19 protein-coding genes are annotated in these 24,097 nt (G+C 51.7%); 10 read left to right on the forward strand and 9 right to left on the reverse strand.

Features of this window, described 5'->3' with window-relative positions:
- Nucleotides 1-148: 148 nt before the first annotated feature.
- Together CA13_RS21215 and CA13_RS21220 are read right to left on the reverse strand one after the other, a co-directional pair.
- Complete coding sequence (locus CA13_RS21215) at nt 149-1,045, reverse strand: ABC transporter permease (protein ID WP_146400035.1); 897 nt, start codon at nt 1,043-1,045, stop codon at nt 149-151.
- Between the two features lie 4 nt (nt 1,046-1,049).
- Complete coding sequence (locus CA13_RS21220) at nt 1,050-1,949, reverse strand: ABC transporter permease (protein WP_419194652.1); 900 nt, start codon at nt 1,947-1,949, stop codon at nt 1,050-1,052.
- Between the two features lie 349 nt (nt 1,950-2,298).
- Here CA13_RS21220 and CA13_RS21225 point away from each other — a divergent pair, with 349 nt between their 5' ends.
- The 4 genes from CA13_RS21225 to CA13_RS21240 all read left to right on the forward strand — a co-directional run bounded on the left by CA13_RS21225 (nt 2,299) and on the right by CA13_RS21240 (nt 5,145).
- Nucleotides 2,299-3,180, forward strand: coding sequence for an alpha/beta hydrolase (locus tag CA13_RS21225; protein WP_419194653.1), 882 nt, complete (start codon nt 2,299-2,301; stop codon nt 3,178-3,180).
- 81 nt (nt 3,181-3,261) lie between these two features.
- Complete coding sequence (locus CA13_RS21230; RefSeq protein ID WP_146400039.1) at nt 3,262-3,882, forward strand: TerB family tellurite resistance protein; 621 nt, start codon at nt 3,262-3,264, stop codon at nt 3,880-3,882.
- Complete coding sequence (locus CA13_RS21235; protein ID WP_146400041.1) at nt 3,879-4,463, forward strand: methyltransferase family protein; 585 nt, start codon at nt 3,879-3,881, stop codon at nt 4,461-4,463. The genes CA13_RS21230 and CA13_RS21235 overlap by 4 nt, the downstream gene beginning before the upstream one ends.
- 175 nt (nt 4,464-4,638) lie before the next feature.
- Nucleotides 4,639-5,145: a fasciclin domain-containing protein gene (locus tag CA13_RS21240; protein WP_419194654.1), complete on the forward strand. Its 507-nt coding sequence runs from the start codon at nt 4,639-4,641 to the stop codon at nt 5,143-5,145.
- Between the two features lie 98 nt (nt 5,146-5,243).
- Here CA13_RS21240 and CA13_RS21245 read toward each other — a convergent pair whose 3' ends face one another.
- Entirely contained in the window at nt 5,244-6,827 is a 1,584-nt protein-coding gene (locus CA13_RS21245) for a sugar porter family MFS transporter (protein ID WP_146400045.1), read from the reverse strand.
- A gap of 241 nt (nt 6,828-7,068) precedes the next feature.
- Here CA13_RS21245 and glpK point away from each other — a divergent pair, with 241 nt between their 5' ends.
- Both glpK and CA13_RS21255 read left to right on the forward strand, forming a co-directional pair.
- Nucleotides 7,069-8,562 carry a glycerol kinase GlpK gene (glpK, locus tag CA13_RS21250; RefSeq protein ID WP_146400047.1) on the forward strand — a complete coding sequence of 498 codons (1,494 nt, stop codon included), beginning with the start codon at nt 7,069-7,071 and terminating at the stop codon, nt 8,560-8,562.
- Nucleotides 8,562-10,133 carry a glycerol-3-phosphate dehydrogenase/oxidase gene (locus CA13_RS21255; RefSeq protein WP_146403810.1) on the forward strand — a complete coding sequence of 524 codons (1,572 nt, stop codon included), beginning with the start codon at nt 8,562-8,564 and terminating at the stop codon, nt 10,131-10,133. The genes glpK and CA13_RS21255 overlap by 1 nt, the downstream gene beginning before the upstream one ends.
- A gap of 89 nt (nt 10,134-10,222) precedes the next feature.
- Here CA13_RS21255 and CA13_RS21260 read toward each other — a convergent pair whose 3' ends face one another.
- On the reverse strand, nt 10,223-13,180 hold the full coding sequence (locus CA13_RS21260; RefSeq protein ID WP_146400049.1) for a carboxypeptidase regulatory-like domain-containing protein: 2,958 nt from the start codon (nt 13,178-13,180) through the stop codon (nt 10,223-10,225).
- Nucleotides 13,181-13,350: 170 nt separating this feature from the next.
- Here CA13_RS21260 and CA13_RS21265 point away from each other — a divergent pair, with 170 nt between their 5' ends.
- From CA13_RS21265 to CA13_RS21280, 4 genes are all read left to right on the forward strand, one after another.
- Nucleotides 13,351-15,567, forward strand: a complete 2,217-nt coding sequence (locus CA13_RS21265; protein ID WP_419194655.1) for an APC family permease — start codon at nt 13,351-13,353, stop codon at nt 15,565-15,567.
- A gap of 103 nt (nt 15,568-15,670) precedes the next feature.
- Nucleotides 15,671-16,480 (forward strand): 4-hydroxy-tetrahydrodipicolinate reductase, encoded by an 810-nt coding sequence (dapB, locus tag CA13_RS21270; protein ID WP_146400051.1) that lies wholly within the window; start codon nt 15,671-15,673, stop codon nt 16,478-16,480.
- Between the two features lie 5 nt (nt 16,481-16,485).
- On the forward strand, nt 16,486-16,851 hold the full coding sequence (locus tag CA13_RS21275) for a hypothetical protein (RefSeq protein ID WP_146400053.1): 366 nt from the start codon (nt 16,486-16,488) through the stop codon (nt 16,849-16,851).
- A 109-nt stretch (nt 16,852-16,960) separates the two neighbouring features.
- Nucleotides 16,961-18,301: an MFS transporter gene (locus CA13_RS21280; RefSeq protein WP_146400055.1), complete on the forward strand. Its 1,341-nt coding sequence runs from the start codon at nt 16,961-16,963 to the stop codon at nt 18,299-18,301.
- 38 nt (nt 18,302-18,339) lie between these two features.
- On the opposite strand, the gene CA13_RS21285 is transcribed toward CA13_RS21280, so the two are convergent.
- From CA13_RS21285 to CA13_RS21305, 5 genes are all read right to left on the reverse strand, one after another.
- Entirely contained in the window at nt 18,340-18,876 is a 537-nt protein-coding gene (locus tag CA13_RS21285; RefSeq protein ID WP_419194656.1) for an NUDIX domain-containing protein, read from the reverse strand.
- A 117-nt stretch (nt 18,877-18,993) separates the two neighbouring features.
- Nucleotides 18,994-20,661 carry a hypothetical protein gene (locus CA13_RS21290; protein ID WP_146400059.1) on the reverse strand — a complete coding sequence of 556 codons (1,668 nt, stop codon included), beginning with the start codon at nt 20,659-20,661 and terminating at the stop codon, nt 18,994-18,996.
- A 36-nt stretch (nt 20,662-20,697) separates the two neighbouring features.
- Nucleotides 20,698-22,032 carry a phosphomethylpyrimidine synthase ThiC gene (gene thiC / locus CA13_RS21295; protein WP_146400061.1) on the reverse strand — a complete coding sequence of 445 codons (1,335 nt, stop codon included), beginning with the start codon at nt 22,030-22,032 and terminating at the stop codon, nt 20,698-20,700.
- 125 nt (nt 22,033-22,157) lie between these two features.
- Nucleotides 22,158-23,522: a c-type cytochrome gene (locus CA13_RS21300; protein ID WP_146400062.1), complete on the reverse strand. Its 1,365-nt coding sequence runs from the start codon at nt 23,520-23,522 to the stop codon at nt 22,158-22,160.
- A 258-nt stretch (nt 23,523-23,780) separates the two neighbouring features.
- On the reverse strand, nt 23,781-23,987 hold the full coding sequence (locus CA13_RS21305; RefSeq protein ID WP_146400064.1) for a dodecin: 207 nt from the start codon (nt 23,985-23,987) through the stop codon (nt 23,781-23,783).
- Nucleotides 23,988-24,097: the final 110 nt, after the last annotated feature.

A 24,097-nucleotide genomic window follows, 5' to 3' on the forward strand; every position in this document is an offset into this window, starting at 1 on the left:
TCACGAACAGCAAATTTGGCAACTGGGGAATTTGCAACTGGCAGGCATGGTGCCGTTTCCTATCCGCCAACCTTCAATCGATAGTCCGGTAGAAGGCGGTCTTGCACAACGACACCGTGTTCAGCCGATAGAAACCGGCCCTACTCCACTACGAACTAGCACTCCGGTAACTCAATAACGCGGTCTTAAATACCCATCGGCTTATCGCTAGGCTTAGAATCGTCGCCAACAATGCCCATCCGACAAGCATCCATTCCCATCCTGTTCGCGGATCGATGGGGCGGGCGAGTAGTCGGGCTGGGATGTTTACCACTAATAGCACAGGAATGATGAACGTGAAGAATCCGTACAGCGGCTTGCCCCATCCGCGATCGTAAATCTCCATCGGATAACGGCTGAAGTTGGTGATGTAGAACCAAAAGTTGTAGAGCGTTTGGTTTCGGCCCAGCCATATACTCGTCGCGCTAAGCGAGATCATCAAACTGTACATCATCAACACCCCGCAAACGAGAAAGACTATATACAAGCCGACCGAAAAAAGCGACGGAATCATTGGGTCGACCGCGCGAGTCGCCAGTGAATGCAGGGCAAAGGTAAGGATGACTAATCCAGCGGCAAAGTTCGACAACGCACTCCAATCGATTCGCCGAAATGAGACCAGGAACTGTGTATCGATCGGTTTTAAAAGAGCAAAATCGAGTCCGCCGGTGCGAATCATTTCACTGAATTCTTGCGCATTCGGCATAAAGAATGCCTGCACCATCGAGTTGATGAACCACGTCGTTGCCAGGAACACGAAGAACTTATCTCGATCCCAGCCCGAGTCTTCTCCAATCGTCCCTGTGTATTGGAAAATGATCAAGTAGAAACCGACATTCATCAGCGTCCAACCGATACTGCTAACGCATTGCAGGAAAAAGTTGACGCGAAACGTCATGTCGCGGACCAGACTATTGCTGGCGAACGTCAAGAAAACCTTCGCATAGTTGGGACCAACCGGATGCGTTTCTTTGGTAATCGAATCTCCCGCAATGGACTCGCTCATTCAATCAGCCCCCGTACCCGCTGTAGCGTTTGATCCCTTGCCCAAAGGCAAAACGGCAAACGACGATAAAAAATACTAACCAGGCTGCCTGAATTGCCATTTCCATCGGCAATTCATCATCCGGAATCTTGCCCAAGAAAACCGCCGCTGGAAAATAGGCCAAATACTTGAACGGTAAGAATTGAACAAAGGTTCCAATCCCTTCGGGAAGAAGCGTAAGGGGAAACATATGGCCGGACAAAAAGAAACTAAACAACATGTAAATGAACAAAAGCGACGAGACTTCTAAGAACCAAAAGCCGATCATCCCGATCGCCGCTTCCAGGAAAAAACCGATCAGGAATCCCATCAACAGCGAAGCGAGGAATGCGAAGAACACAGGCGCGGAGGGCCACCCCATCACGAAGTAACCACGGCATAGAAAGAAGACCAACGCAAACGGCCCAACGGCCACAGCATAATAGGCAAGTTTGTGTGCAATTCGTGTGAGCAACAGAAAACCAATCAAATCAATCGGCTGAATCAGGTACCGCTTGATTTCGCCGTCACGGATTTGTTGGGCGATCCCCGACGCCAAGCCTGGCATACTCGAAAACGCGCGGGCGACCATCGTTAACAAGTAGTAGGCGACCATATCACGGAAACCGAAGCCACCAATCTGTGGCGCATCCGAGCCAGCGACAGAACCGTCCTTTGCCTCAATCGCATCAAAGACGGCATACCAAAGAAAGATTTGTGTGATGATTGGCAAGAATCGCATCAAGGTGCCGAGCGCAAAATCGCCTCGGTAGACCAAACGTTCTTCTAACGCGGTTCGCAGGATGATCCACCACGTCGATAATCGCCACGACCACCCGGTGCGGTGGTGAGGTGTCGCTAGTGGTTCGGTGGAAGTAGAGGACACGGTCTCGTTCGGCTTAGAAAAAAAAGAAGTTGATGAGCGAATGCAGGAAATTTGTTTTACGTCACTGGGGGTTTACGTCACTGCGACTCGTCGCAGTTGCCCTTGATGGGGCGGGACCCCGGGTCGCCAAAACAGTATGACAATAGAAAAGCGACAAGATCCGAAGGACCGATTCCTCCTCATCCTACCGGCCCGGTGATCCGCTACAATGCGGGCAATTCCTAGATCGTCGCCCTGTCGGAGAAAATTGATGCCCCGCCCTGCCCTACCCCGCCCTGCTCTACCCCGCCCTGCTCTACCCCGCTTGATCCTACCTCGTTTCTTCATGCCCTTCACAATATTCCTTGCCATGACTTTGGTTCAAGACGTTTCCGCTGAAAAACCCGCTGACCGTACTGATTTGCTTTGGCCCGCAGGAGTTCCCGGAGCACGATTTACCGATCAAGGTGACGTTCCTCAATTGATCATCAAACTTGTTGAGTCGGATACGCCAACCTCCGCAATCGTGATTTTGCCTGGCGGTGGTTACGGCGGTCACGCCATGGGACACGAAGGACACGACATCGCCGATTGGTTTGCTTCGATGGGGATCAGTTCGGCGATTTGCACCTATCGCCTTCGAGGAGCAGGTAATGGTGGCGAAGGTTATGGTCACCCTGCCCCGATGCATGATGCCCAACGAGCGATACAGACACTGCGAAGCCGAGCAAGTGAACTGAATATCAACGCAAACGCAATCGGTGTGATCGGCTTTTCCGCTGGTGGGCATCTTGCGTCGACCGTTTCGACACATTTCGCACCCGTCAACGACCAATCGGACGATCCCATCGCTCGCGTTTCGTCACGGCCTGACTTTGCCATCTTGTGTTACGGTGTGCTGACGATGGGAACGCCCTACACCCACCACGGCAGCCAACGCAATTTGTTAGGTGCCGAACCCGATCCGCGTCTAGTTTCGTCCCTTAATAACGCCACTCAAGTTACGGGCGACACGCCACCGACGTTCCTGTTTCACACTGCGAAAGACCAAGCCGTTCCCGTCGAAAATAGTCTTCAGTACTACCGTTCGTGCGTTGAAGCAAGCGTGCCCGTGGAAATGCATTTGTTCAATGACGGCCGACACGGACTCGGTATGGCTGCAAATGTCCAAGGCGCATCACAATGGCCGGGGCTTTGCCGAAATTGGTTGAAGGGTTTAGGTATGATTCATCAACAAAGTGTGCAACAGTAAACGCTAACTCATAGAATCAATTGCTGATCCAACCTTTTGGATCTTGTCACTTACCACTATTCATATTTCTGGAATGAATGCATGATCATTTGGGGTTCGCGAGGTTTGACCTCGGTCGTCGAGTCGACGCAATTTCATTGTCCGCAATGCTCTGCAAACCGCAGTGGTAATCTGAAACAAGTTCGTAATTTTTTTACGCTTTACTTCATCCCGCTGATTCCACTGAATGTTGCTGGCCGATTCGTTGAATGCACCTCTTGCGGGGGCACCTTTGCGGAGGAAATTTTGTCGTACGATCCAGAAGTGGAGCAACAAGAAACCAATTCGCATTTGCTGCGAGTCATGGTGATGGCTGCACTCGCCGATGGCCAAATGGACGATGCGGAACGAGGCGAGATTCAGAAACAGTACATGGAATTAACGGGGCTTCCGATTCCTGCGGCAACGCTTGAACAAGAAACCGAACTGGCTCACCAATCCAAGGCCGATCTGAATTCTTATGTCGGTAAGATCGCGGGTGACATGTCGCCTCATGGTAAAGCACTGGTCGTGAAATTGGCATTTCACACCATGTCTGCTGGCGGTGATCTTCAGCCGGGGCATCAGGCTCAATTGGCAAAATTGTCGACGACGCTTGGTATTCCCCAAGATCAATATGTCGAGTTGATCAACCATCTTAGCGAACCGGATCCGGACGCGTGAAGACGCTCGCGTGGTTGTCGTTGCATCTGATTCACGGCTTGATACTCACTTTGCCAACCATGGTGTTGGCACCGTCAAGTGCGATCGATTGGCGCTATATCTGGTTTATGATTGGTGTTTTGATTGCGGCGATTTTGGAAAGCAGTTCCCAGCACATTCAATTCGATTTATTGGAAGTGAAGATCCATGATCCCTTAGCAATGAGAGTTGCCTCGTTTGTTGGCTTGCTGCTGCTACTGGGCTTTTGGGCGGCCCAAATCGAGCGTCTCTTCGGAGACAGCCCGGATTTCTGGATGAGTCTTCTTGGTGCAGCTGGTTTGGCAATTGGCATTGCGTTAAGAATCGTGGCTATTCGTACTTTGGGTAAAAGCTTTGTTAGCGATATTCAAGCTTACAACACGGTCGTTCGGACTGGTATCTACAAATGGTTTCGGCATCCATCTGAAATCGGACTTTTGCTGATATCTATCGGTGCGGCGCTGCTACTGGGATCACCGCACACTGCAATCCTGGGTGCTTTGCTATTGACGCCCATCTCCCTTTGGCGGATGCGCCGCGAGGACTTGACGCTTGCGTCTTAAGTTATGACGACAATGGAAAGATTTTTTTGTAGTGCCGCTTGACGGGACGCTAACATCTCGATGTCCAAAGAAAACATCCTGCTAGCCGGCAGCAGATTTGTTTGCGGGGCCTCGCGTAGGTTTGTACGTTTGAATGTTTTTACACAACTGTCACCAAATCGTAGGAAAATCGAAGATGAAAAGTTTGTTTAGTTTGTTCGCCGGCTTCGCCATCGCGTTGGTCGCTCCGGCCATGTGTGTTGCTGAAGAAGCAGTGAAGACCGAAGAGAAATCGATCGTCGAAGTTGCCGTAGGTAACGAAGCGTTTAGTACGCTCGTTGCCGCTGTGAAAGCAGCTGGTTTGGTCGATACCCTTAGCGGCAGAGGACCTTTTACCGTGCTTGCACCGACAAACGAAGCCTTTGAAAAGTTGCCCAAGGGTACCGTTGAAAATCTGCTGAAGCCAGAGAACAAAGGGAAGCTTGTTGCGATCCTCACGTACCATGTCATTCCTGCAAAGGCGATGGCTGCGGATGTTGCAAAAATGGACGAAGCAAAAACCGTGCAAGGCGGAATGGTGAACATCACCGTTGACAGCGAGGGCGTGAAAGTGAACAAAGCGAAAGTCGTGAAGACGGACATTGTCTGCAAAAACGGCGTCGTACACGTGATTGATAGCGTCTTACTTCCACCAGAGAAATAATCATCGCTTCAATGCTCAGTCACATCCAATCCTGTTTTCGCGAAAGCGGAAGCAGGATTTTTTGCGGTTTGCCTTAAGTAGGTCTATGGTTAGCAAGCTTAACCAGCGGCATCCCTCACTCCTAGTTGTTCTTGTAATTGTTCCAGGGGAACGCCTTTCGTTTCGGGAACCATGAAGATGACCCAAATCAGTTCAAGTACCATCATGAAACAGAAAAAACCGAATACATAACCAGGAGCAAAATACGTGACCATCCAAGGGAAGACGAGAGTCAAGAGTGCGGCGAAAATCCAATGAGTGAAACTGCCTAGCGATTGTCCCGCTGCACGATACTTGTTCGGGAAAATCTCCGAAATCAGAACCCAAATGACCGCTCCTTGGCCGACCGCGTGGGCGGCGATAAAACCGAAGATACACAACAGTACGATCATGCCCGCTGGGCTTGATGCAGCTGAAGCGTTTGCGACCGCTTTCTTAGCAATCAACTTCAAGACGCTCGGCGATGAATCCTGGGGAACGGTGAAGGCTTCGCCGCGATAGTCGGACGAGAACGAGTCCGCAAACCCTTGTCTTGCCTTTGACAAATCTTCGTTGTACGTCTCTGGTTCCTGCGATTGTTCCATTTTTTCGACAACTCCAACCACCTCAATGGCGCTTGAAGCGACTTTGAACTCGGGCGCATTGGCAAAGAACGTGTAGGAACACAACCCCAGCGATACGATGTAGCCGATTGCCCCAATGAACAACAATGTCTTTCGTCCCAAGCGATCAATTAAGTACAAGCCCACAAACGTGAAGACCAGATTGGTAACACCAATCCCGACCGACTGCAGGAGTGCCGCTTGTTGATCGAGCCCCGTCAAACCGAAGATTCGAGGTGCGAAGTATAGGATCGCGTTGATCCCCGACAATTGGTTAAAAAACGCGACTAAAAAGGCCAGCATGATCGGTATTCGTAATTTCGAGGACCAAAAACCATGTGTGACTTTTTCACTTGCTTCCCCTGCAGCCGTAATTTCGTTCGCAAGCCTCGTTATTTCTTCTTCTGACGCGTCCGTGTTTATCTTCCGAAGGACATCGAGTCCTGCTTCTCGTTCTCCTTTGCTGCTGATCAACCATCGCGGACTTTCGGGGAGCGTTAGGCAGAGCACCGAGTACAAAACGGCGGGAAACGCTTCCACACCCATCATCCATCTCCATGCGTTTTCGCCAACCTTGCCCAGTAATGCGTTTGATAAAAACGCAACCAAGATGCCCAACACGATGTTGAACTGAAACATTCCAGCCAAACGCCCGCGGAGTCCGGGTGGTGAAATTTCGGAAATGTATAGAGGTGCCGCTACCGTGGAGATGCCTACGCCCAACCCGCCGATGAACCGTGCGATCATGAACGAATAAACATCCGTCGCAAGTGCCGACCAGACCGCCGAGATGACGTAAAGAATACCGATCCACAACAGCGTCTTGGTCCGACCGAATTTGTCCGTCGGCCATCCGCCAATCAGAGATCCGATGACGGTACCCCATAGTGCCATGCTCAATGCCAAACCGTGCTCGGCACTGCTTAGTTCCCAAAGTGACTGGATTGGTTTCTCAGCACCGGAAATAACCACCGTATCGAAACCGAATAGAAATCCAGCCAATGCGGATGTAAGCGACCAGAAAAAAAGACGTTGGTTCACGGCAAACAGACTTAGTGAAGGCGTTGGAGGGGATAGCAGACGGATCGATGCATAGGATATCAGAAATTGGGAACGTCATGCTGCGTGAGGCACGGTCTGGCGTGATCGAGCATCGATATCGGCATGTTCCTATTCAACGACGCCGCCGAGAATGTCGAAAATAGTTGCCTAGTGGTATGCAATCTGCGACGATGAACCACTACCGATCCAATCTGTTGCCAATCAACACAGAGGGTTTCCGATGAGCGTCGTCTTAGCTTTCGATCAAGGCACAACCAGTTCGCGTGCAATCGTGTTCAATCATGCGGGATCGATTTTAGGTGTCGCTCAGCGTGAATTTGCTCAGCATTACCCTGCCTCGGGTTGGGTCGAACATGATGCCAACGAAATATGGGAAAGTCAACTTGCGGTCGCTCGTGAAGCGATGGTCACATGCAAAGTAACCGCCGACGAGGTCGCTGCGATAGGGATTGCCAACCAGCGAGAAACGACGGTGCTTTGGGATCGAGCAAGCGGCCAACCGGTTCACAACGCGATCGTTTGGCAAGATCGACGAACGGCCGGATTTTGTGACTCGCTTCGCGAGGCTGGGCACACGGAAATCGTTCAGCAAAAAACAGGGCTACTTATCGATTCCTATTTTTGCGCGAGCAAGCTTCGTTGGCTACTCGACAATGTTCCTGGGGCACGAGAGCGTGCAACACATGGTGAATTGGCTTTTGGGACGATTGATAGTTGGCTATTTTGGAATCTGACAGGCGGCCGACTTCACGCGATCGATATCAGCAACGCGTCGCGAACGATGTTACTGAACATTGAAACGGGCGATTGGGACGATGACCTTTTGGATCTGTTTCAAATCCCTCGTTCAGTATTGCCTGATGTTTTTCCGTCGAGTCATTTGTATGGCGAGACCTCTTCAGCACTTTTCGGTAAACCGATTAAGATTGGTGGTGCCGCGGGTGACCAGCAAGCAGCCCTATTCGGACAGAATTGTACCGAGGTTGGAATGGCAAAGAACACATACGGCACCGGATGCTTCATGCTAATGAACGTTGGCAGTAAACCGCTGCGATCGCGATGCAAACTGTTGACCAGCATTGCATGCACCACCGCATCGCAACGGCAATATGCACTCGAAGGTAGCATCTTTATCGCCGGCGCAATCGTGCAGTGGCTGCGTGACGGATTAGGGATTATCGACTCTTCATCCGAAATCGAACCATTGGCCGCCAGTGTCGATGACTCGGACGGTGTCTATCTTGTTCCCGCGTTGGCAGGTTTGGGCGCGCCACATTGGGACGCCTACGCGCGAGGTACGATCGTGGGACTAAGCCGCGGAACGACACGGGCCCATATCGCGCGAGCAGCATTGGAAGGGATCGCCTTTCAAGTTGCCGATGTCGCCGATGCAATGACCGAAGATGCAAATCGTCCAATCGATCAATTGAAAGTCGATGGAGGCGCTGCAGCGAATGATCTACTGATGCAATTCCAAGCCGACATCTTGCAGGCCCCCGTCATTCGTCCCAAGGTGATCGAGACCACGGCACTCGGTGCGGCCTATTTGGCCGGGTTGTCGAGCGGTTTTTGGAAGAGCATCGCCGAGATTGGCAAGGTTTGGCACGTTGATCGTACCTTCGAGCCCATCATGTCCAAAGACGAAGCAAGTCACCGTCGAACACGGTGGAACGACGCACTTGGGCGAGCGAAATCGTGGGAGGAACATTCATGATGAATCGAGAAGACCAACTGCGCCAGCTCCGCGATCGAACGAATCCTTGGGATATCGTCGTCATCGGTGGTGGAGCGACCGGCGTTGGTATTGCAATGGATGCTGCTTCGAGGGGATTGGACGTGCTGCTGTTGGAGCAATCCGACTTTGGCAAAGGCACGTCGAGCCGATCGACCAAATTGGTTCACGGTGGCGTTCGCTATCTACGGCAAGGCAATATCACGCTGGTCCGCGATGCCCTTCGTGAACGAAGCTTACTAAAAACCAATGCGCCGCATTTAGTTCATGATCTAGCGTTTCTGATTCCGTGTCGCAATTTGTGGCAACGATTCTTTTATGGCGTCGGCTTGAAAATTTATGACTTATTGGCGGCTGGGAACAATTTTGCGACGACGCGTCGAATTTCAAAGCTGGAATCAATTCAACAGATCCCCACACTCAAACCAGAGATTGTCTCCGGTGGTGTTGTCTACCATGACGGCCAGTTTGATGACACACGGCTTCTAATCAATATGGTGCAAACGGCTCATGAACAAGGCGGCTGTGTGCTCAATTATGTTTGCGTTGATGCGATCAGCAAAGATGCATCGGGGGCAATCAATGGCGTCCGAGCAACGGATCAAGAGTCGGACGAAACGTTTGACATTTCTGCGAGAGCGGTCGTGAACGCGGCAGGTCCCTTTTGTGATGCCGTTCGACAAATGGATGATCCGAAGTGCGAGCCGATGCTATCGGCAAGCCAAGGTGTGCATATCGTCTTGCCACGAAAACTCTTCCCCGGGAACACGGCAATCATGGTTCCTAAAACGCCTGACGGAAGAGTGCTATTTGTTATCCCCTGGCATGATCATGCGATTGTCGGCACGACGGATACGCCGATCGATGAAGTTTCACTTGAACCCTCCGCACAAACCGAGGAGATTCAGTTTTTGCTTTCTACGGCAGCTAAGTATCTGGTAACGCCACCACAAAAAGAAGATATCTTGAGCGTTTTTGTAGGAATTCGGCCATTGGTAAAGGGTGACAAGTCGGCACGAACCGCCTCGTTGTCTCGGGACCATGTGATTCGTGTATCCGAATCGGGATTAGTGACGATCACCGGTGGTAAATGGACCACGGTACGAAAGATGGCGGAAGACTGTGTCGATCGTGTTGTGAAGGAAGCTAGCTTGCATGCCAAGTTATGCTGTACACGTAGCCAGCGGATTCATGGGTACGTCGAGTCCGATTTCGACGGGGCGCCACGATCGTTTTACGGCACCGACTTGGCGTTGATTCAACAGCTTGAAAGTGAAACGCCTGATTTTGCTAAGCCTCTTCACTCGGATTTGACGATTACCGCAGCGGAAGTCATTTGGGTGGTGCGTCATGAAATGGCTCGTACTGTTGAAGACGTGCTCGCCCGACGAACAAGAGCGTTGTTTTTGAATGCGCGAGCGGCACTTGCAATCGCACCGAACGTTGTGGAATTGATGGCAGCCGAACTTGGACGCGATGAAACGTGGTGCGAACAGCAGCGGGAAGCGTTTCGGAAAGTCGCACAGTTCTATCTGCCGCAATCAATCGGATAGGCTCGGTTGTGTGATTTCTCCACTACCTAAAACCCGATCTGGATGAAGCAAAACTGCTTCATCGTCGTCAATGTTTTTGATTCTTTGGATCACTCGTCGTCATCGGCGGTCAGTTGATTTATCAATGCGTTTACGTCCTCTTTTGTCATTCGATTCCGAGTTTGATTTAGCATGTTGGCGAAATGTGATTGCCCCGTCTCGCTCGATGGATAGCCGATATTCTCTCCGGAATCGGGAGTATTCGATGTGGCGAGCTTTTCCCCCGATGCATCAAGAATTGCATACCAGGGTATCCCACCTTTGGCTCCGTCGCGGATTTCTTTCATCAATTCACGTGCTCCTTCGAGCCGATGGTCCATCTTTACCAAGACGTAGTCTTTTTCCCATGTGCGATTATCATCCAAAAATCGCGATAACAAATGACACGGTCCGCACCACGTTGCGGTCTCTTGCACGATGACTCGTTTACCCTCTTCGTTGGCTCGACGCAGTGCATCGTCTAATGCTGTACGAGCGTCCGGCATCTTGGGTTGATGGCTGCGCAGCGTTTCGATGAACTTGTCTTTAGAAAACCCATCGTCATTGCATAGCTTTTTGGTGTCCAGCACATCGACTTTCTTGCCATCACGATTCAAAATGACCAATAAGAAATCGGCTCGCTCCCCTTCGATCGATTCATCGAGTTCTTTGGCCAATGCGTCGGCCACTCCTCGCCGTTGCTCATCCGTTGGTATCGCCATGAAGCGAAACTCATCACGAACTTCACGGAAATCAGCATCCTGGTACCGAATTTCCATCAACCGATGAACCTTCTTGTTTTCTGGTTTGCCGAAGACGATTAGCAAATGCTGATTCACCAGTTTGATTGACTTTTTCGCTCGCTCAAGTCGCTCAACCGGCGTGCCATCAACTTCGAAAGCTTTGGCGATTCGCTGCTCGAGTGTCGGCGGGACATAGCGTTTTGGCTTCGGCGGCGCCTGGACATCACCGAGATCCTTGGCCTCGCCCGTTTCAACCGAAAAATCGGGTAGCGAATGATACATGCCTTCCTCGGTGGTCCCGAGGTTGACCGAGTAGTCCCAACCGCCAACCAGACCATCGATTTCAAAACGACCTTCTTCATCGGTCACCACGCTATCACCAAATCGAGTACTCCATGATGAGCCTGTATCACTTGGCACGTCTACTCCGTAATTGATTTTCTTGTCAGCCCATGGTTCCTTCGTTTCATCCGACAACAAACGTCCCGTCACCGATCCGGTTGGTTCGAGTTTGACTTCCAACTTCGTTTGCTCCGGCTTTACGATTGCAATAGCGGCAAGCTCTGTCCCGCGGCCGACGACATGAACGTAGGTCGATTCTTTTTGCCGCATCACACGAAACATGCCTTCGGCGTTTGTGGCCGCTTGCCAATCCTCTCCACTGAAATTTTGTGCCACTCCTTCCAGTTTCGCGGAACCAACCGGATCATCGGTTTCTTTTTCCGTTACCTTTCCGGTCAACTCGACTTCCTTGCGAAGCACGGTCGTGACATTCAATTTCAGCTCTGCTTCACCCGCAATTTCAAACTTTTCGCTCTTCTCCTGTTGTGGCGGTCGAATGTCAAAACTGCCGTCGCCCAGTGCGAACTCAAAATGTCCTTGTTCATCGGTTGTCTCATTAAACGTCAACATGGGGTTAACCCAACGACGTGAGTTCTCGGGGTTGTTTAACTCGACTCCTTCCAACGAATTCAATTCCTCGCCGTATTGGTAGACGATAACTCGTTGATTCGAGATCGGCTCACCGCTGCCTTCCTCGCTCAGAGTGCCGTATACGCGAGTGGCTTCACGTAGGACGAAGTCTTTCCCTTCGACGGGCTCGTTCGCGCGGACGGCAAAACCGGTCTGAGGTGCAGCGGCCCATTTCATATCTTTGACGACAACGAGGTAAATTTTTTCCGGCGCAACGTGCAATTCATAGTTCCCTTCGTCGTCCGTCGTCGCTGAGTCCGAACTATCATCCATCGAGTAGCCTTCACCGCGAGCGACGACCGTGATTTTTGAAACCGCGTTACCATCGGGATCCGTGACTTTACCGCGAATTGGAACCAAACGAGTGAGTTGCATTTCAAGCAGCCCGTTACCGGTTGCCGGATCGTAGGTTCCACGCGAACGACCGAACTCGTCTGCACTTGGCCAAACTTGAAGCATGGTTTTCTGCCAAGCAGGTATCCAGGGAAACACGACTTCACCGTTCTCGTCGGTGCTCTGAGCGAATTGATCCGTATAGTAACTGAGGTTGAGTTGATTGGATTCGCTTTCTTTGTTGAGCAGCCAAACGTAAGTTTGCACGTTTGGAATTGGTTGCCCGCTATCATCGGAGATGCGAACACGCAGCGATGCGGTCCCTTCGAGTCGTAGTGTTTGCGCGTCATCGGTTGGAAACTCGGGCACTTTCGCTAATGCATCGGAGCGTTGTCGGCGCGACAATGAGTAGACGCGATAGTCCAAACCGACGTTGTCTTTCCAGGCGACGACCGAATTGACGCGGTCGGTCTCAGGATAGCGGAACGTGACACGACCTGAATCGTCTGTGCGGATACCGGATATCGTATTCGGCCACCGAAGTTGAACTGCGACCGAAGCGTCATCGACTGGGGCGCCATTTGCGTCGAGGACCTGAATGCTTCCCTCTTTCGTCTCTGAAAGTTGGATCTCGATTCCCTCGGTTGTCACGGAGTCATTGTCTGAGCTGAATCGACTGACGCTAAGTTGCTTTCCATCGGAACTTTCGGCTCGAATAACTACGCCCTTCAATGCGGCTTTCTTTACCTCCAGCAAAAGTTGGAATTTGCCGTCGTCGTCCGTTTTGACCGCTTTGTCGAGCTTTCCAGAAGGCAAACTGAAACGAACGTTCGCATTCGTTGCCACATTGCCATCGGGCGACACGACAGTTCCGGTTACATCAACCGATACCAAATCAGAATCAGCGAAAGCCGAGCCGTGCGAAAAGAAACAGACCAAAGCGACAATCGTGACAGGGGATACGAAAGCGAGTGATTTCATTGCGTTTGACCTTCAAATGTTTTGGCTTTGAGAATCGCATCAACAGAAGAGCTAGGTTCAATGTTAACGGATTTACGGACGTTTTGTGGGCAGCGACCTTGTGAGCGGGCTTGGGCTGTCTTATAAGACTTATGCTAACGCACGAACTCCAACTCCCACTCGAAACTTACATGGATTCCTCCTCTCGACAGATGACACTTTTGGGCGCGACCGGCGTGGGGGTGGGCGCGATCGTGGGCGGAGGCATCTTGGCACTTGCGGGGACCGCGTTTGCAACCACTGGGCCGGCAGCTGTTTTGGCGTTTTTATTCAATGGCGTGATCGCGTTACTGACGGCGCTAAGTCTTGCCGAGCTCGCATCCAAATTCCCACAATCGGGCGGGACGTATACGTTTGCCAAGAAAGCATTGTCGGTTGAGGCGGCGTTTGCGGTTGGATGGGTAGTGTGGTTCGCTTCGGTGGTCGCAGCGGTGCTTTATGCAATCGGGTTCGCTCATTTTTCTTTGGTGGTTGTGACGCAGCTTTGGCAAGCATTCGCCGGCGAGGTTCCTAATTGGATAGAAAGCTCATCGTTAAAGACGGCGGGCGCAATCTTAACGACCGTGTTGCTGTCCGCATCACTTATGATCCGTTCTGCTGGCGGAGGGCAACTTGTCAATGTTGGCAAAATTATCGTTTTCGCATGTTTGATTTTGGCTGGTATCGTCGCGACGACCCAGCAATCATCCGCTGAAATCGTGACCGCGTTCGATCCTTTCTTCACAGCCGGGATCGGCGGATTGATCCAAGCGATGGGTTACACATTTATTGCGTTACAAGGATTCGACCTGATTGCTGCGGTGGGAGGCGAAGTTCGTGAGCCATCTAAAACAATACCGCGGGCGATGATTCTATCGCTATTGATTGCGATCGCAATTTATGTCCCCCTGCTACTCGTGATCACTGCTGTGGGAACTCCTCAGGGCCAATCGATTGCCGAAGCGGCGGCCGCGAATCCTGAAGGAATCATTGCCGTCGCGGCACAGGATTTTATGGGGCCGATCGGTTATTGGTTGGTCATTGTGGCGGCTGTTTTATCAATGTTTTCGGCATTGGAAGCCAATCTATTTGCCGCGTCTCGAATCGCTCGTACAATGGCGGTTGATCGGACGCTTCCATCAGCGGTTGCTGCGGTCCGCGGCCCACACCACCTACCCGTCATCGCAATCGCAGTGACCGCGGCACTTGTGTCCTTAATTCTCATCGTTCTGCCTGACGTCAGCGCGGCAGGTGCGGCATCGAGTTTGATTTTCTTAATCACTTTTGCGATTGGCCACGCACTTACGTTTCTTGTTCGCCGACGAAGTCATCGTCGTCCACCCCCTTTTAAGACCCCGCTGTTTCCGTTGGTTCCTATTCTCGGCGGAACCGCGTGCCTCGCTTTGGCCTTATTTCAAGGGTTCGCCGTGCCATCGGCTGGCGCAATCACCGTCACTTGGCTAGCAATGGGGGGGCTTATTTTCGTGGCGTTATTCCGAACTCGCGCGAGCGTTTTCGACGTATCCACTACGGCGATTGATCCTGAACTGATCACATTACGCGGCCGAACGCCTTTGGTATTGGTTCCTATTGCGAATCCACAAAACGCCTTGGCGATGATCTCGCTTGCCGATGCGCTAGTGCCGGCTGACGTTGGCCGCGTTTTGACGCAAACGATTGTAGTCCCCCCACCTGATTGGAAACCGGAAATCGATGATGACCCGATTGTCCGATCGCAAAATGTAATGCGAGAGATCCTACACGCGTCGGCGAACTGTGGAATTCGAATCGAATCCTTAACGACGGTTTCGCCCGACCCGATGCGAGAAATTGCACGTGTTGCAAAACTCCATCGCTGCGAGTCGGTATTGCTCGGGCTTAATAAAATCGCGGATGTTCGCAGTGCATCCCATTTGGAAACGTTGCTTGGGGAACTTGATGCAAACGTCGTGGTGTTACGTTCACGCAAGGATTGGGAATTCGCGGACGTCCGTCGGGTGTTGGTTCCGATAGCAGGTCGCGGTGGTCACGAACACATGTTGGCATTGCTGTTGGGTAGCATGCAACGAACACGACCTTTGGAGGTGACGTTTCTGCGAGTCTTGCCTAAGAGTGCTCACGTGGACGAAGTGCGGCGGGCCGAACGTGATCTTCATCGATTGGCTGGGGATCTATGTCCAAGCTCAAAAGTGGACGTTGTCGTCAGCAGCGATGCGATTGCGACCGTTACGCATCGATGCGACCAGAGCGATGTGCTGATTTTGGGAGTCCAGCGAGTTGGGCGGCGAAAAAAACTGTTTGGCGATTTCACTCGCGCTGTCGCTGGCCGCACCGATTGCCCGATGATTGTGATGAGCCGCCGAGGGTGAGTCCGTTGTGGGCAGCTCATTGAAAGGCGTTTTACGTCCGATTTTCCAACGATACGATTGATCGGTTATGGCGTGGGGGCCAAATCAGGTTACATTAAGGGTTATGAATACACCAACCAAAATTGCCGTTCACGGAGCGGCCGGACGTATGGGGCGCCGTGTGGTGGCCCTCGCCTCGGAAGACACCTCATTGAAGATCGTTGGCGCGATCGACCATCAAGGAAACCCACATCTAGGCGAAGACGCGGGTGTAGTCGCAGGCTTTGCTCCGATTGGCGTTGAGTTGTCGAGCAAATGGCCAGAGGAAGTCGAGGTTGTCATCGATTTTTCACTCCCCGAAGCGATCGACCGATGTATTGAAGAATGTGTCGAAGCAACGACTCCTTTGGTGGTTGCTACGACCGGGTTGAGCGACAGCCAGAAAGCGAAACTCAACGCCGCAGCGAAATTGATTCCCGTCGTTTGGGCTCCGAGCATGTCGTTGGCGGTAAATTTGACGATGAAATTGGCGGAACAAGTCGCTGAAACACTTGATGACGTTGTGGGCGGTCTTGATGTTGAAATCATTGAACGGCACCATCGTTTCAAGGCAGACGCACCGAGTGGCACCGCACTCAAGTTTGGTGAGTTGATCGCCAAAAAACTTGGGCCGGACACAATGCACATCCATGGTCGGGAAGGACACACCGGTGAACGAACTCGCTGCGAAATTGGCTACCATGCTGTTCGCGTAGGCGATAATCCAGGTGAGCATACGATTGTATTTGGCATGCTCGGCGAAAAGATCGAACTGAACGTCGCAGCCAGCAATCGTGACTGTTATGCATCGGGTGCCATTGCGGCTGCAAAATGGTTAATCGGTCGTCCAAAGGGTCTCTACAACATGTTCGACGTACTCGGACTTGATTCGTAACCGCAATGGCGAAGTGCGACGAAGGTTACATTTGCGAAGTCTGCGGAAAGGATGTTGCGTCGATTGTCGAGAGTGATCTGTACCTTCGCTTCGTGATCGGCGAGCTTGATCCGGAGGTTTTGCATACAACACCGGAGCGACACATCCGGTGCAATCCTGTTTTGGCTCAGTTTATCCAGTGCTCTGGTTTTGAACCGGTGGTGTTAGACGGGCCAATGTCGCTTAGCAATTTTGATCGCCAATTCGCGACCGAACGTTCTGATTTGGTTACGCGTGGATTCGAGCGACTCCAAGAAATTGCCGCCTGGGACGGAGATCGCGACGTGACAACCTATCCATTGCCTAGTGTGGCTGATCGGTATCGCCGCTAAAGACTCACTTGCTAGAGCAGTCGCACATCCCGGCATCGGTCGAAGCTGATTTTTGCTAAGATTCTCATCGAGAGAAACCATTCATTTGTCGGTCTAACGGATTTTTCGCGTGCAAAGTAACCTTTTCAAACAGGGCTTCTTGAGCCTAGTGGCGTCTCAGTTCTTCGGTGCCATGAATGATAATGTGCTCAAGGGCGTTTTAACGTTTATGGTGATCGATGGTGCCTGGGCCGGACAATTGGGGGACGGAGGGCAAGGTATCGTCGGAATTTGCTTTACCATTCCGTTCATTTTGCTGTCGGGTTACGCTGGCCAAATTGCCGATCGTTTTTCGAAACGTACAGTTACCATGTGGGTCAAAATCGCGGAAATCCCGATTGCGATTGTCGCTGGAGTCGGTTTTTTTACTGGCAACCTGTGGTTGACCCTCTTTGCCCTGGTTGCACTGACTTGCCAAAGTTCGTTCTTCGGACCAGCCAAGTACGGCATGATTCCTGAACTGGTAAAAGATTCCGATCTAAGTCGCGCCAACGGGACGATCAACATGATGACCAATGTCGCGGTGATTGTGGGCACATTGTTGGCCGGGATGGTTGCGGATTGGTACAGCCCTCAAGACGGGTCGCCCGGAATGTTGTGGGTGCCGATCATCGTCATGGGAATCATCGCGGTCAACGGCCTATTTGCCGCATGGTTTTTGACACCGCTACAACCGGGCGACCGAAATTTGAAATTTGATTACAACCCATTCACGACTTATATCAGTGCAATCCGTGAGATGGCGAAGACCCGTTTGCTAATGGTAATGATGGCCTGGGGCTACTTTTACCTACTCGCAGGGATCGCACTATTTATCGTGCCTGAATATACTGTGGTACTCGGGATCAACCGAAGTGAAGCAAGTGTTTTGATGGGGGTTCTCGGCGTTGCGATCGGTGTAGGCTGTGCCGTTGCGGGATTGATTTCAGGTCATCGCATCGAGCCTCGCCTGATTCCGATTGGCGCGGCTGGCTTGGTCCTCTTCTTTGCTCTGCTCGGCTTGGTTCCCCCGTCACTCCCTGACATGGCGCCGATGGTCCGGGTCGCTTGTAGCAACGTTGCTTTCTTTATTCTTGGTGCTGGTTTCTTTGCGGGGTTTTATATTATTCCGCTCCAAGCCTTGTTGCAAAAATTGTCGCCAGATGATGAACGAGGACGTTTTTTGGGGACGGCAAACGCAGTCTCGTTCGCCTTCTTAACCGTTGCTGCGCTGTTTTACTGGGCCGTGCGTCCGCTGTTTGGCGACGAACCGCAAAACATTTTTTGGGTCAGCAGCCTGCTAATGGCTGCGGGAGCCGCATTCTTTTTGTGGAAATTACGCGGAACGGGATTGGTGATTGGTAGCAAGTCTGGTTCTGCCGCAGTGAGCGAAACGGCTTTGCGGACGGAAGAAACGGACAGCCCTGGGTAGTAGACGGAAAAGAACCAATCACGTTTAAGCAGCTAGAACTACAGCAATTGCTTCAACCTTAACAATCCCATCACCGCAACCGTTGTGGCATCTTCGATAATCCCTTCACAAATCATCGCTTCGACTTCGGCGATCTTGAACGGCTGGGAAATGAGTCCTCGTTCCTCTGGGTCAAGGCAAGTCTGCGTCCGTTGCAGATCTGTGGCGAGGAAAACATTATAGCCCTGGCGAGAATACCCACATGCTAGGAATAGGTGACCGACGGGGGTCATGTTTCCAGCAACAATCCCTACCTCTTCCTGCAACTCCGCCTTAGCCAAATCGATCGGCGCAACTTCGTTGCTTTCCCAAGATCCTTGAGGTAATTCCCAAACCCTTTTTTGAAGCGGATAGCGATACTGTTCCACCAGAAAAACGGATCCCGATTCTACCGCTGCAATCACCGCGAAATCAGGCTTCTCGACGATGCCATAAATGCCTTCGTCGCCATCGGAGCGACGAATGGCGTCTTCGCGAACGGTCATCCAACGATTCTGGTAAACGATCTTGCTCGCAACCGTTTCAATCTCTTTCATCAACGATGCTTCCGTCTTCGAGGCAACCCTATTTGGAATTTGCGATTGTAGCGAATCCCCCTGTTGTAGATGTTCCGCACGATTCGATTGGAAGATGCCGCTGAAGAGCCTGCCCGTTTAGGGACGAATTAAATCTCCAAACTCGTCAAGCAGCTCATACTTCTTCTCCCAAGGGGTGTACATCATCCCTCGGGCACCATCGGTTTGCTTAACAAGTTCAAACCAGCGAGCCACATCCTCTAAGTCGTCGGCGTCGTAGTAGCAGGATGCCAGTGTGCGGAAGCCTTGCTTAGAGAAAAATTCCATACTCTCGACCCGCGGTTTTCCACCCCATACAGCCACGACTAGGTCCTTTGGAACGTAATTCCACGAACCTGCGAAACTGCCGTTGACGAGGTAGTAGTTGTCGACTGCATTGTGAGTTGGATCGAGCATGTCGGACCAAACATATATTTCGACATCCGGCATGTGGCGACGCAAGATCGCTGAAATTTTGGTCAAACACTCGCCAAGCAGCTTCGCCATATCACTTCCCTTACATGCGGCGCACGTTCCGCCCAACCGTATTTCATCCGCGTTAAGAAAAACGCGACTCGGGTGCAATCGCTCGGCGAGTAGCTTTGCCTCACGGTCATAGATCTCATAAAGCTTGGGTTCCGCCATGCACAGCGTTACTTGGGACGCATACACTCGTTGTGAGTGATACCAACTGACTTTGATCGTTTCGCCATTCTTGATACGTGATCCAGAAGGGATGCGAACATCGGGTATTTGGCCATTCGCACGGTATGCATTTAGTCGTGGGTCTTCGATGCGTAGAAAGTCTTTGTCTTCGCTATACTCAATTGTGCCATCAGCATTTTTTACCGATACCGGTGTACCGGGGCGACGGAGCACGTTTAAAGGTCCAATTTCTTCAATCGAAAAGTCGTCAAGCCAAAGTTTTCCCGTTTTTCCGCCCCAGATTCCTGCGTACACTCGAGCTGATTTGTGACTAAGGCTGTTAAACACCATCGTCAATTTTCGCCAATCACCGGTTGACGGAATCTCGAATTTTGCAGGTGCAACCGAATGGTCGTCGGCTAGCACCTGCAACATAAAGCTGTTGGTCGGAGCCAAGCCTTCGGTCTTCACCCAAACTGTCAATCGATAGCAGCGATTGGGACCCAATGGAACTTCTTGCATCACTCGTCCATGCCCGTGGGGGTTTGATGTGAAATTCTCAAACCGTAACGATGCGTTGCCAGAGTGTTTTATCGCGGTATCAGCGAAACTGATTTCGCCGGGAGCGTCATGAAAATTCCATTCAGCGAAGCGGTGTCCCGAATACGTCTCGAAATCTCCGTTCCGAATGCTGACTGCGGGATTGGGGATTAGTTTTGCGACACCGCCGTTCACAAGGAACGGCGCATCGATGACCGGCAATCCCTCGGCGAGATTTCGGTCAAAGCGTAATGCCGAACTGCCATAACCCACTGAAAAAACCGCGGGTATTAATTCTAAATGATTGGCCCGGCAAGTTGCTTGGACTTGGTCGAGCCTGCGAAAGTAGTCCGCCGACTTGATGCTAAGCGAATCGAGTCCGAGGGACATCACCGCGCCGTTGATCCCATGCTTTGCAGCTTTATCGAGAACGCGTGTGATCTGGTCGACATCCGAATCTTGTTGCAGATTCCATCCAAAGACCCACACGAAACGATCGGGGAGTTCTTGCGCAGGAAGCGCGAACGGCATAGACGCCAAGCAAAATGCAATGGCGATTGTTATACGAGGACCGAGTTTCATTGCGGATCCTGCTCAGGTTTACGATCAGTTGTCTCGCTATTTTACCACAGGCATTTCGACCAATTGCTTGTCGGCAGCCATTTTTCGGATGTCTTCGGTGATCTTCATCGAGCAATACTTCGGTCCGCACATGCTGCAGAAGTGAGCGCTCTTGAAGGTGTCTTGCGGCAATGTTTCATCGTGGTAGCGCTTTGCCGTTTCGGGATCGAGTGACAGGCGGAATTGTTCGTTCCAGTCAAACTCAAAACGAGCTTTGGAAAGCGCGTCATCACGATCTTGAGCGCCTTTTCGGCCACGGGCAACGTCAGCCGAATGAGCCGCAATTTTGTACGCGATACAACCTTGCTTGACGTCTTCTTCGTTAGGCAATCCTAAGTGTTCTTTTGGTGTGACGTAACAAAGCATTGCTGCGCCGTACATCCCCGCCATGGCCGCACCGATGCCGCTAGTGATGTGATCGTAACCCGGTGCAATGTCGGTCACGAGTGGCCCAAGAACATAGAACGGCGCGCCATTGCAAATCTCTATTTGCTTTTCAATGTTCATTTGGATTTGGTCCATCGGGATGTGTCCTGGACCTTCCACCATTACTTGCGTGCCGTTTTCTTGGCCACGTTTGGTCAACTCGCCAAGCACATCGAGCTCGGCAAACTGAGCCTCGTCGGATGCGTCGGCGATCGAACCGGGACGCATGCCATCACCAAGCGACCAAGTCACGTCGTATTGTCGGAAGATATCGCAAAGGTCATCGAAAGCTTCGTAGAGCGGATTCTGTTTGCGGTGCACCATCATCCACTTGGCGATCAGTGATCCACCGCGACTAACGATTCCGGTGACGCGATTGGTGCTTAGGTGCAAGTGTTCGAGTTTGACGCCGCAATGAACCGTCATGTAATCGACGCCCTGTTTGGCTTGATGCTCGCACATATCCAAAAAGTGTTGGGCGGTCATGTCTTCGATGTTGCCGCCGAGTTCTTCGAGCATTTGATAAATTGGGACGGTTCCGATTGGGACCGTACTCTTTTCAATGATCTGGCGGCGAATATTGTCGATGTCTTTTCCCGTCGATAGATCCATCACCGTATCGGCACCGAAGTGAACGGCGGTGTGAAGCTTATCGACTTCTTCACCGGGGTTACTTGTGACGGCACTGTTGCCGATGTTTGCATTGATTTTGCACTTCGCCGCGATACCAATACACATGGGCTCTAGAGCCCCGGCTGCATGGACAATATTGGCGGGAATGACCATTCGACCTGCAGCCACTTCGTCGCGAATCGTTTCCACCGGGAGGTCTTCTCGCTGAGCACAACTCTCCATCTCAGGAGTGATCTCGCCCGCTCGTGCCGCTAATAGTTGTGTTTTGCTCATCTTTTTTATGCTCCATCAGACACGTCGTCAGGATTTTCCCGACCGCGAGTCCCAGTGAAAAACGAATTTGAGAAGCCCATTTATACGCCTCAAACGGCCAATCGAGTAGGCCACAGAGTACGAAGCTAAAGCGTTTTCAGGTATTCAAGAATGGCCGATTTTTCGTCTTCGACCAGTTGGTCGGGGAAATCGTGGCCAGCATTGCTTTTCCCGAATCGGCGAGTGTCAAAAAAACTACGGCGAATCGCGACATCGGGCTCAGCCAACGGGGTTTTTTCGACGACTTCAATTTGCAATCCCACGCGTTCTTCGTCCATTTGCTGTGAGATTGGTCGCCATACGTCCGGACGCTCACTCGGGTGCAATACATGCCAAAGGGTTGGCACACTGCCGTTGTGGAAATAGGGTGGACTCGCCCACACACCATCGAGTGGCGGAGCGACGTACCCATCGGGATCGATGATGGTCGTTTGCTGTTCCGGTTCATCTGCATGGGCAAACCAGCTTGAGGCATATTTGGCGCGCCCTTCGACAGGCAATGCATTCAATCGAACCGGGTCGGTGCCGATATCCGAAAGCGGAATGCGGCGATTGGGATAGTCGCTCTGCTGGCCATAGGTCCCATGGCATTCGGCACAGGTTTGTTCGAACAAGGATTTGCCACGCAGAGCCAATCTGTCATCGATTTCACCTTGGTATGGTGGCGGGCGAAGCGACGACATGTAGGCGTAGACGTCACGAAAATCATTTTCGTGATTCTCAAAAAAGGAGGGGCCGTTTTCGGGGACAAGCATGAATTGCATCAAACCCCGATAACCTTTTTGTGCGAAACCGTCAATGTAGAGATAAGGGCGTTTGTGAAAATGCCACCACGCGGGTGCATCCATATCATGGTGGGTGAACTTTGCCGGAACGCGATCAATGACATTCAAATTTTCGTCGCGAAAATGCATCAAGCCCATACCGAAAACGACGGCATTGGTGGTCCCGTGGGTCGTGCCGAGCGGGACGACGAGCGACCCGATATCCATTCGCGTCAGAGGTTCGCCAAGACGGAATTTTGTGCGACGAATTTCTTCGCTAAGCGTCTGTAACCCGAATCGATTATTTGGTGCCCCGGGTGTCGGTTTGCCATAGACACTTCCACCGTGACAGGCAAAACAGGTCATCGTCCAGTGCCCATCGGCATTAACGACATATTGGAGCGGCTTGCCTGAGTCATCGCCCGGTCGGGTGGTTAGACCGTAGCGATCATAGGACATCTCGCGGCGGCGTTCCGGGGAGGCTTTTTCTGCTTGGCTACGCAGTGGTTCGGGCCAAGCCTGCCAAACTTCATCAAAGACTTTTTGATCAAAATCGCTGGGTAGAACCGGCGTTTCGGTGAGCAGTCGATACCCCCGTGCGGCCGCGTCGCCCTGCTCTGCTCTCGCAGGACTCAATGCGAGGTTGAGCGAAAAAAGGAACACGAACAGTAAACGCAGATTAGCCATGTTGGTATTTTACCGACATGGCAATCGGACGTTCGTTTTTTAGCCAGACTTTCCTTCCAAGCTTCTCAGGATGGCCTACCCAGTGTCTCAGGATGGCCTGTCAGCTGTAGGCTGGAAAATCCAACGCTCGAAACTTGGGGGGCAACCTTCAGTCTGTTACAAATGCATAGCACTTGTTGCTCACATTCGTCACGCCAGGTTTCACCTGGCCTATTGAATGCTAAGGGTTGAATGCTAAGGGCTAAAGGGCCGTGAAGATCAATCGAGTGCGAAGCCAATTTTGACTGTGACTTGCCAGTTGTCGACGGTGCCTTCGATGATGTTGCCGCGAGTTTCGAGGACTTCGAACCAACTTAGTCCGCGAACGCTTTGCGAGGCGTGCTTGAGGGCACTTTGGACGGCTTCTTCAATCGAGATAGTGGATGTGCCGGTGACTTCAATTTTCTTGTAAACTCGGTTAGGCATGGTAGCTCCAGTCTTTGCTGCAAATGGAAATGGGAATTGCCAGACAATCTAATGTAGCGCGTCGCAATGTCGATTGCCATACCCACAGTGATAAAACCAGAAAGTCGCCC

Source organism: Novipirellula herctigrandis (assembly GCA_007859835.1).
GTDB classification, from domain to species: domain Bacteria; phylum Planctomycetota; class Planctomycetia; order Pirellulales; family Pirellulaceae; genus Novipirellula_A; species Novipirellula_A herctigrandis.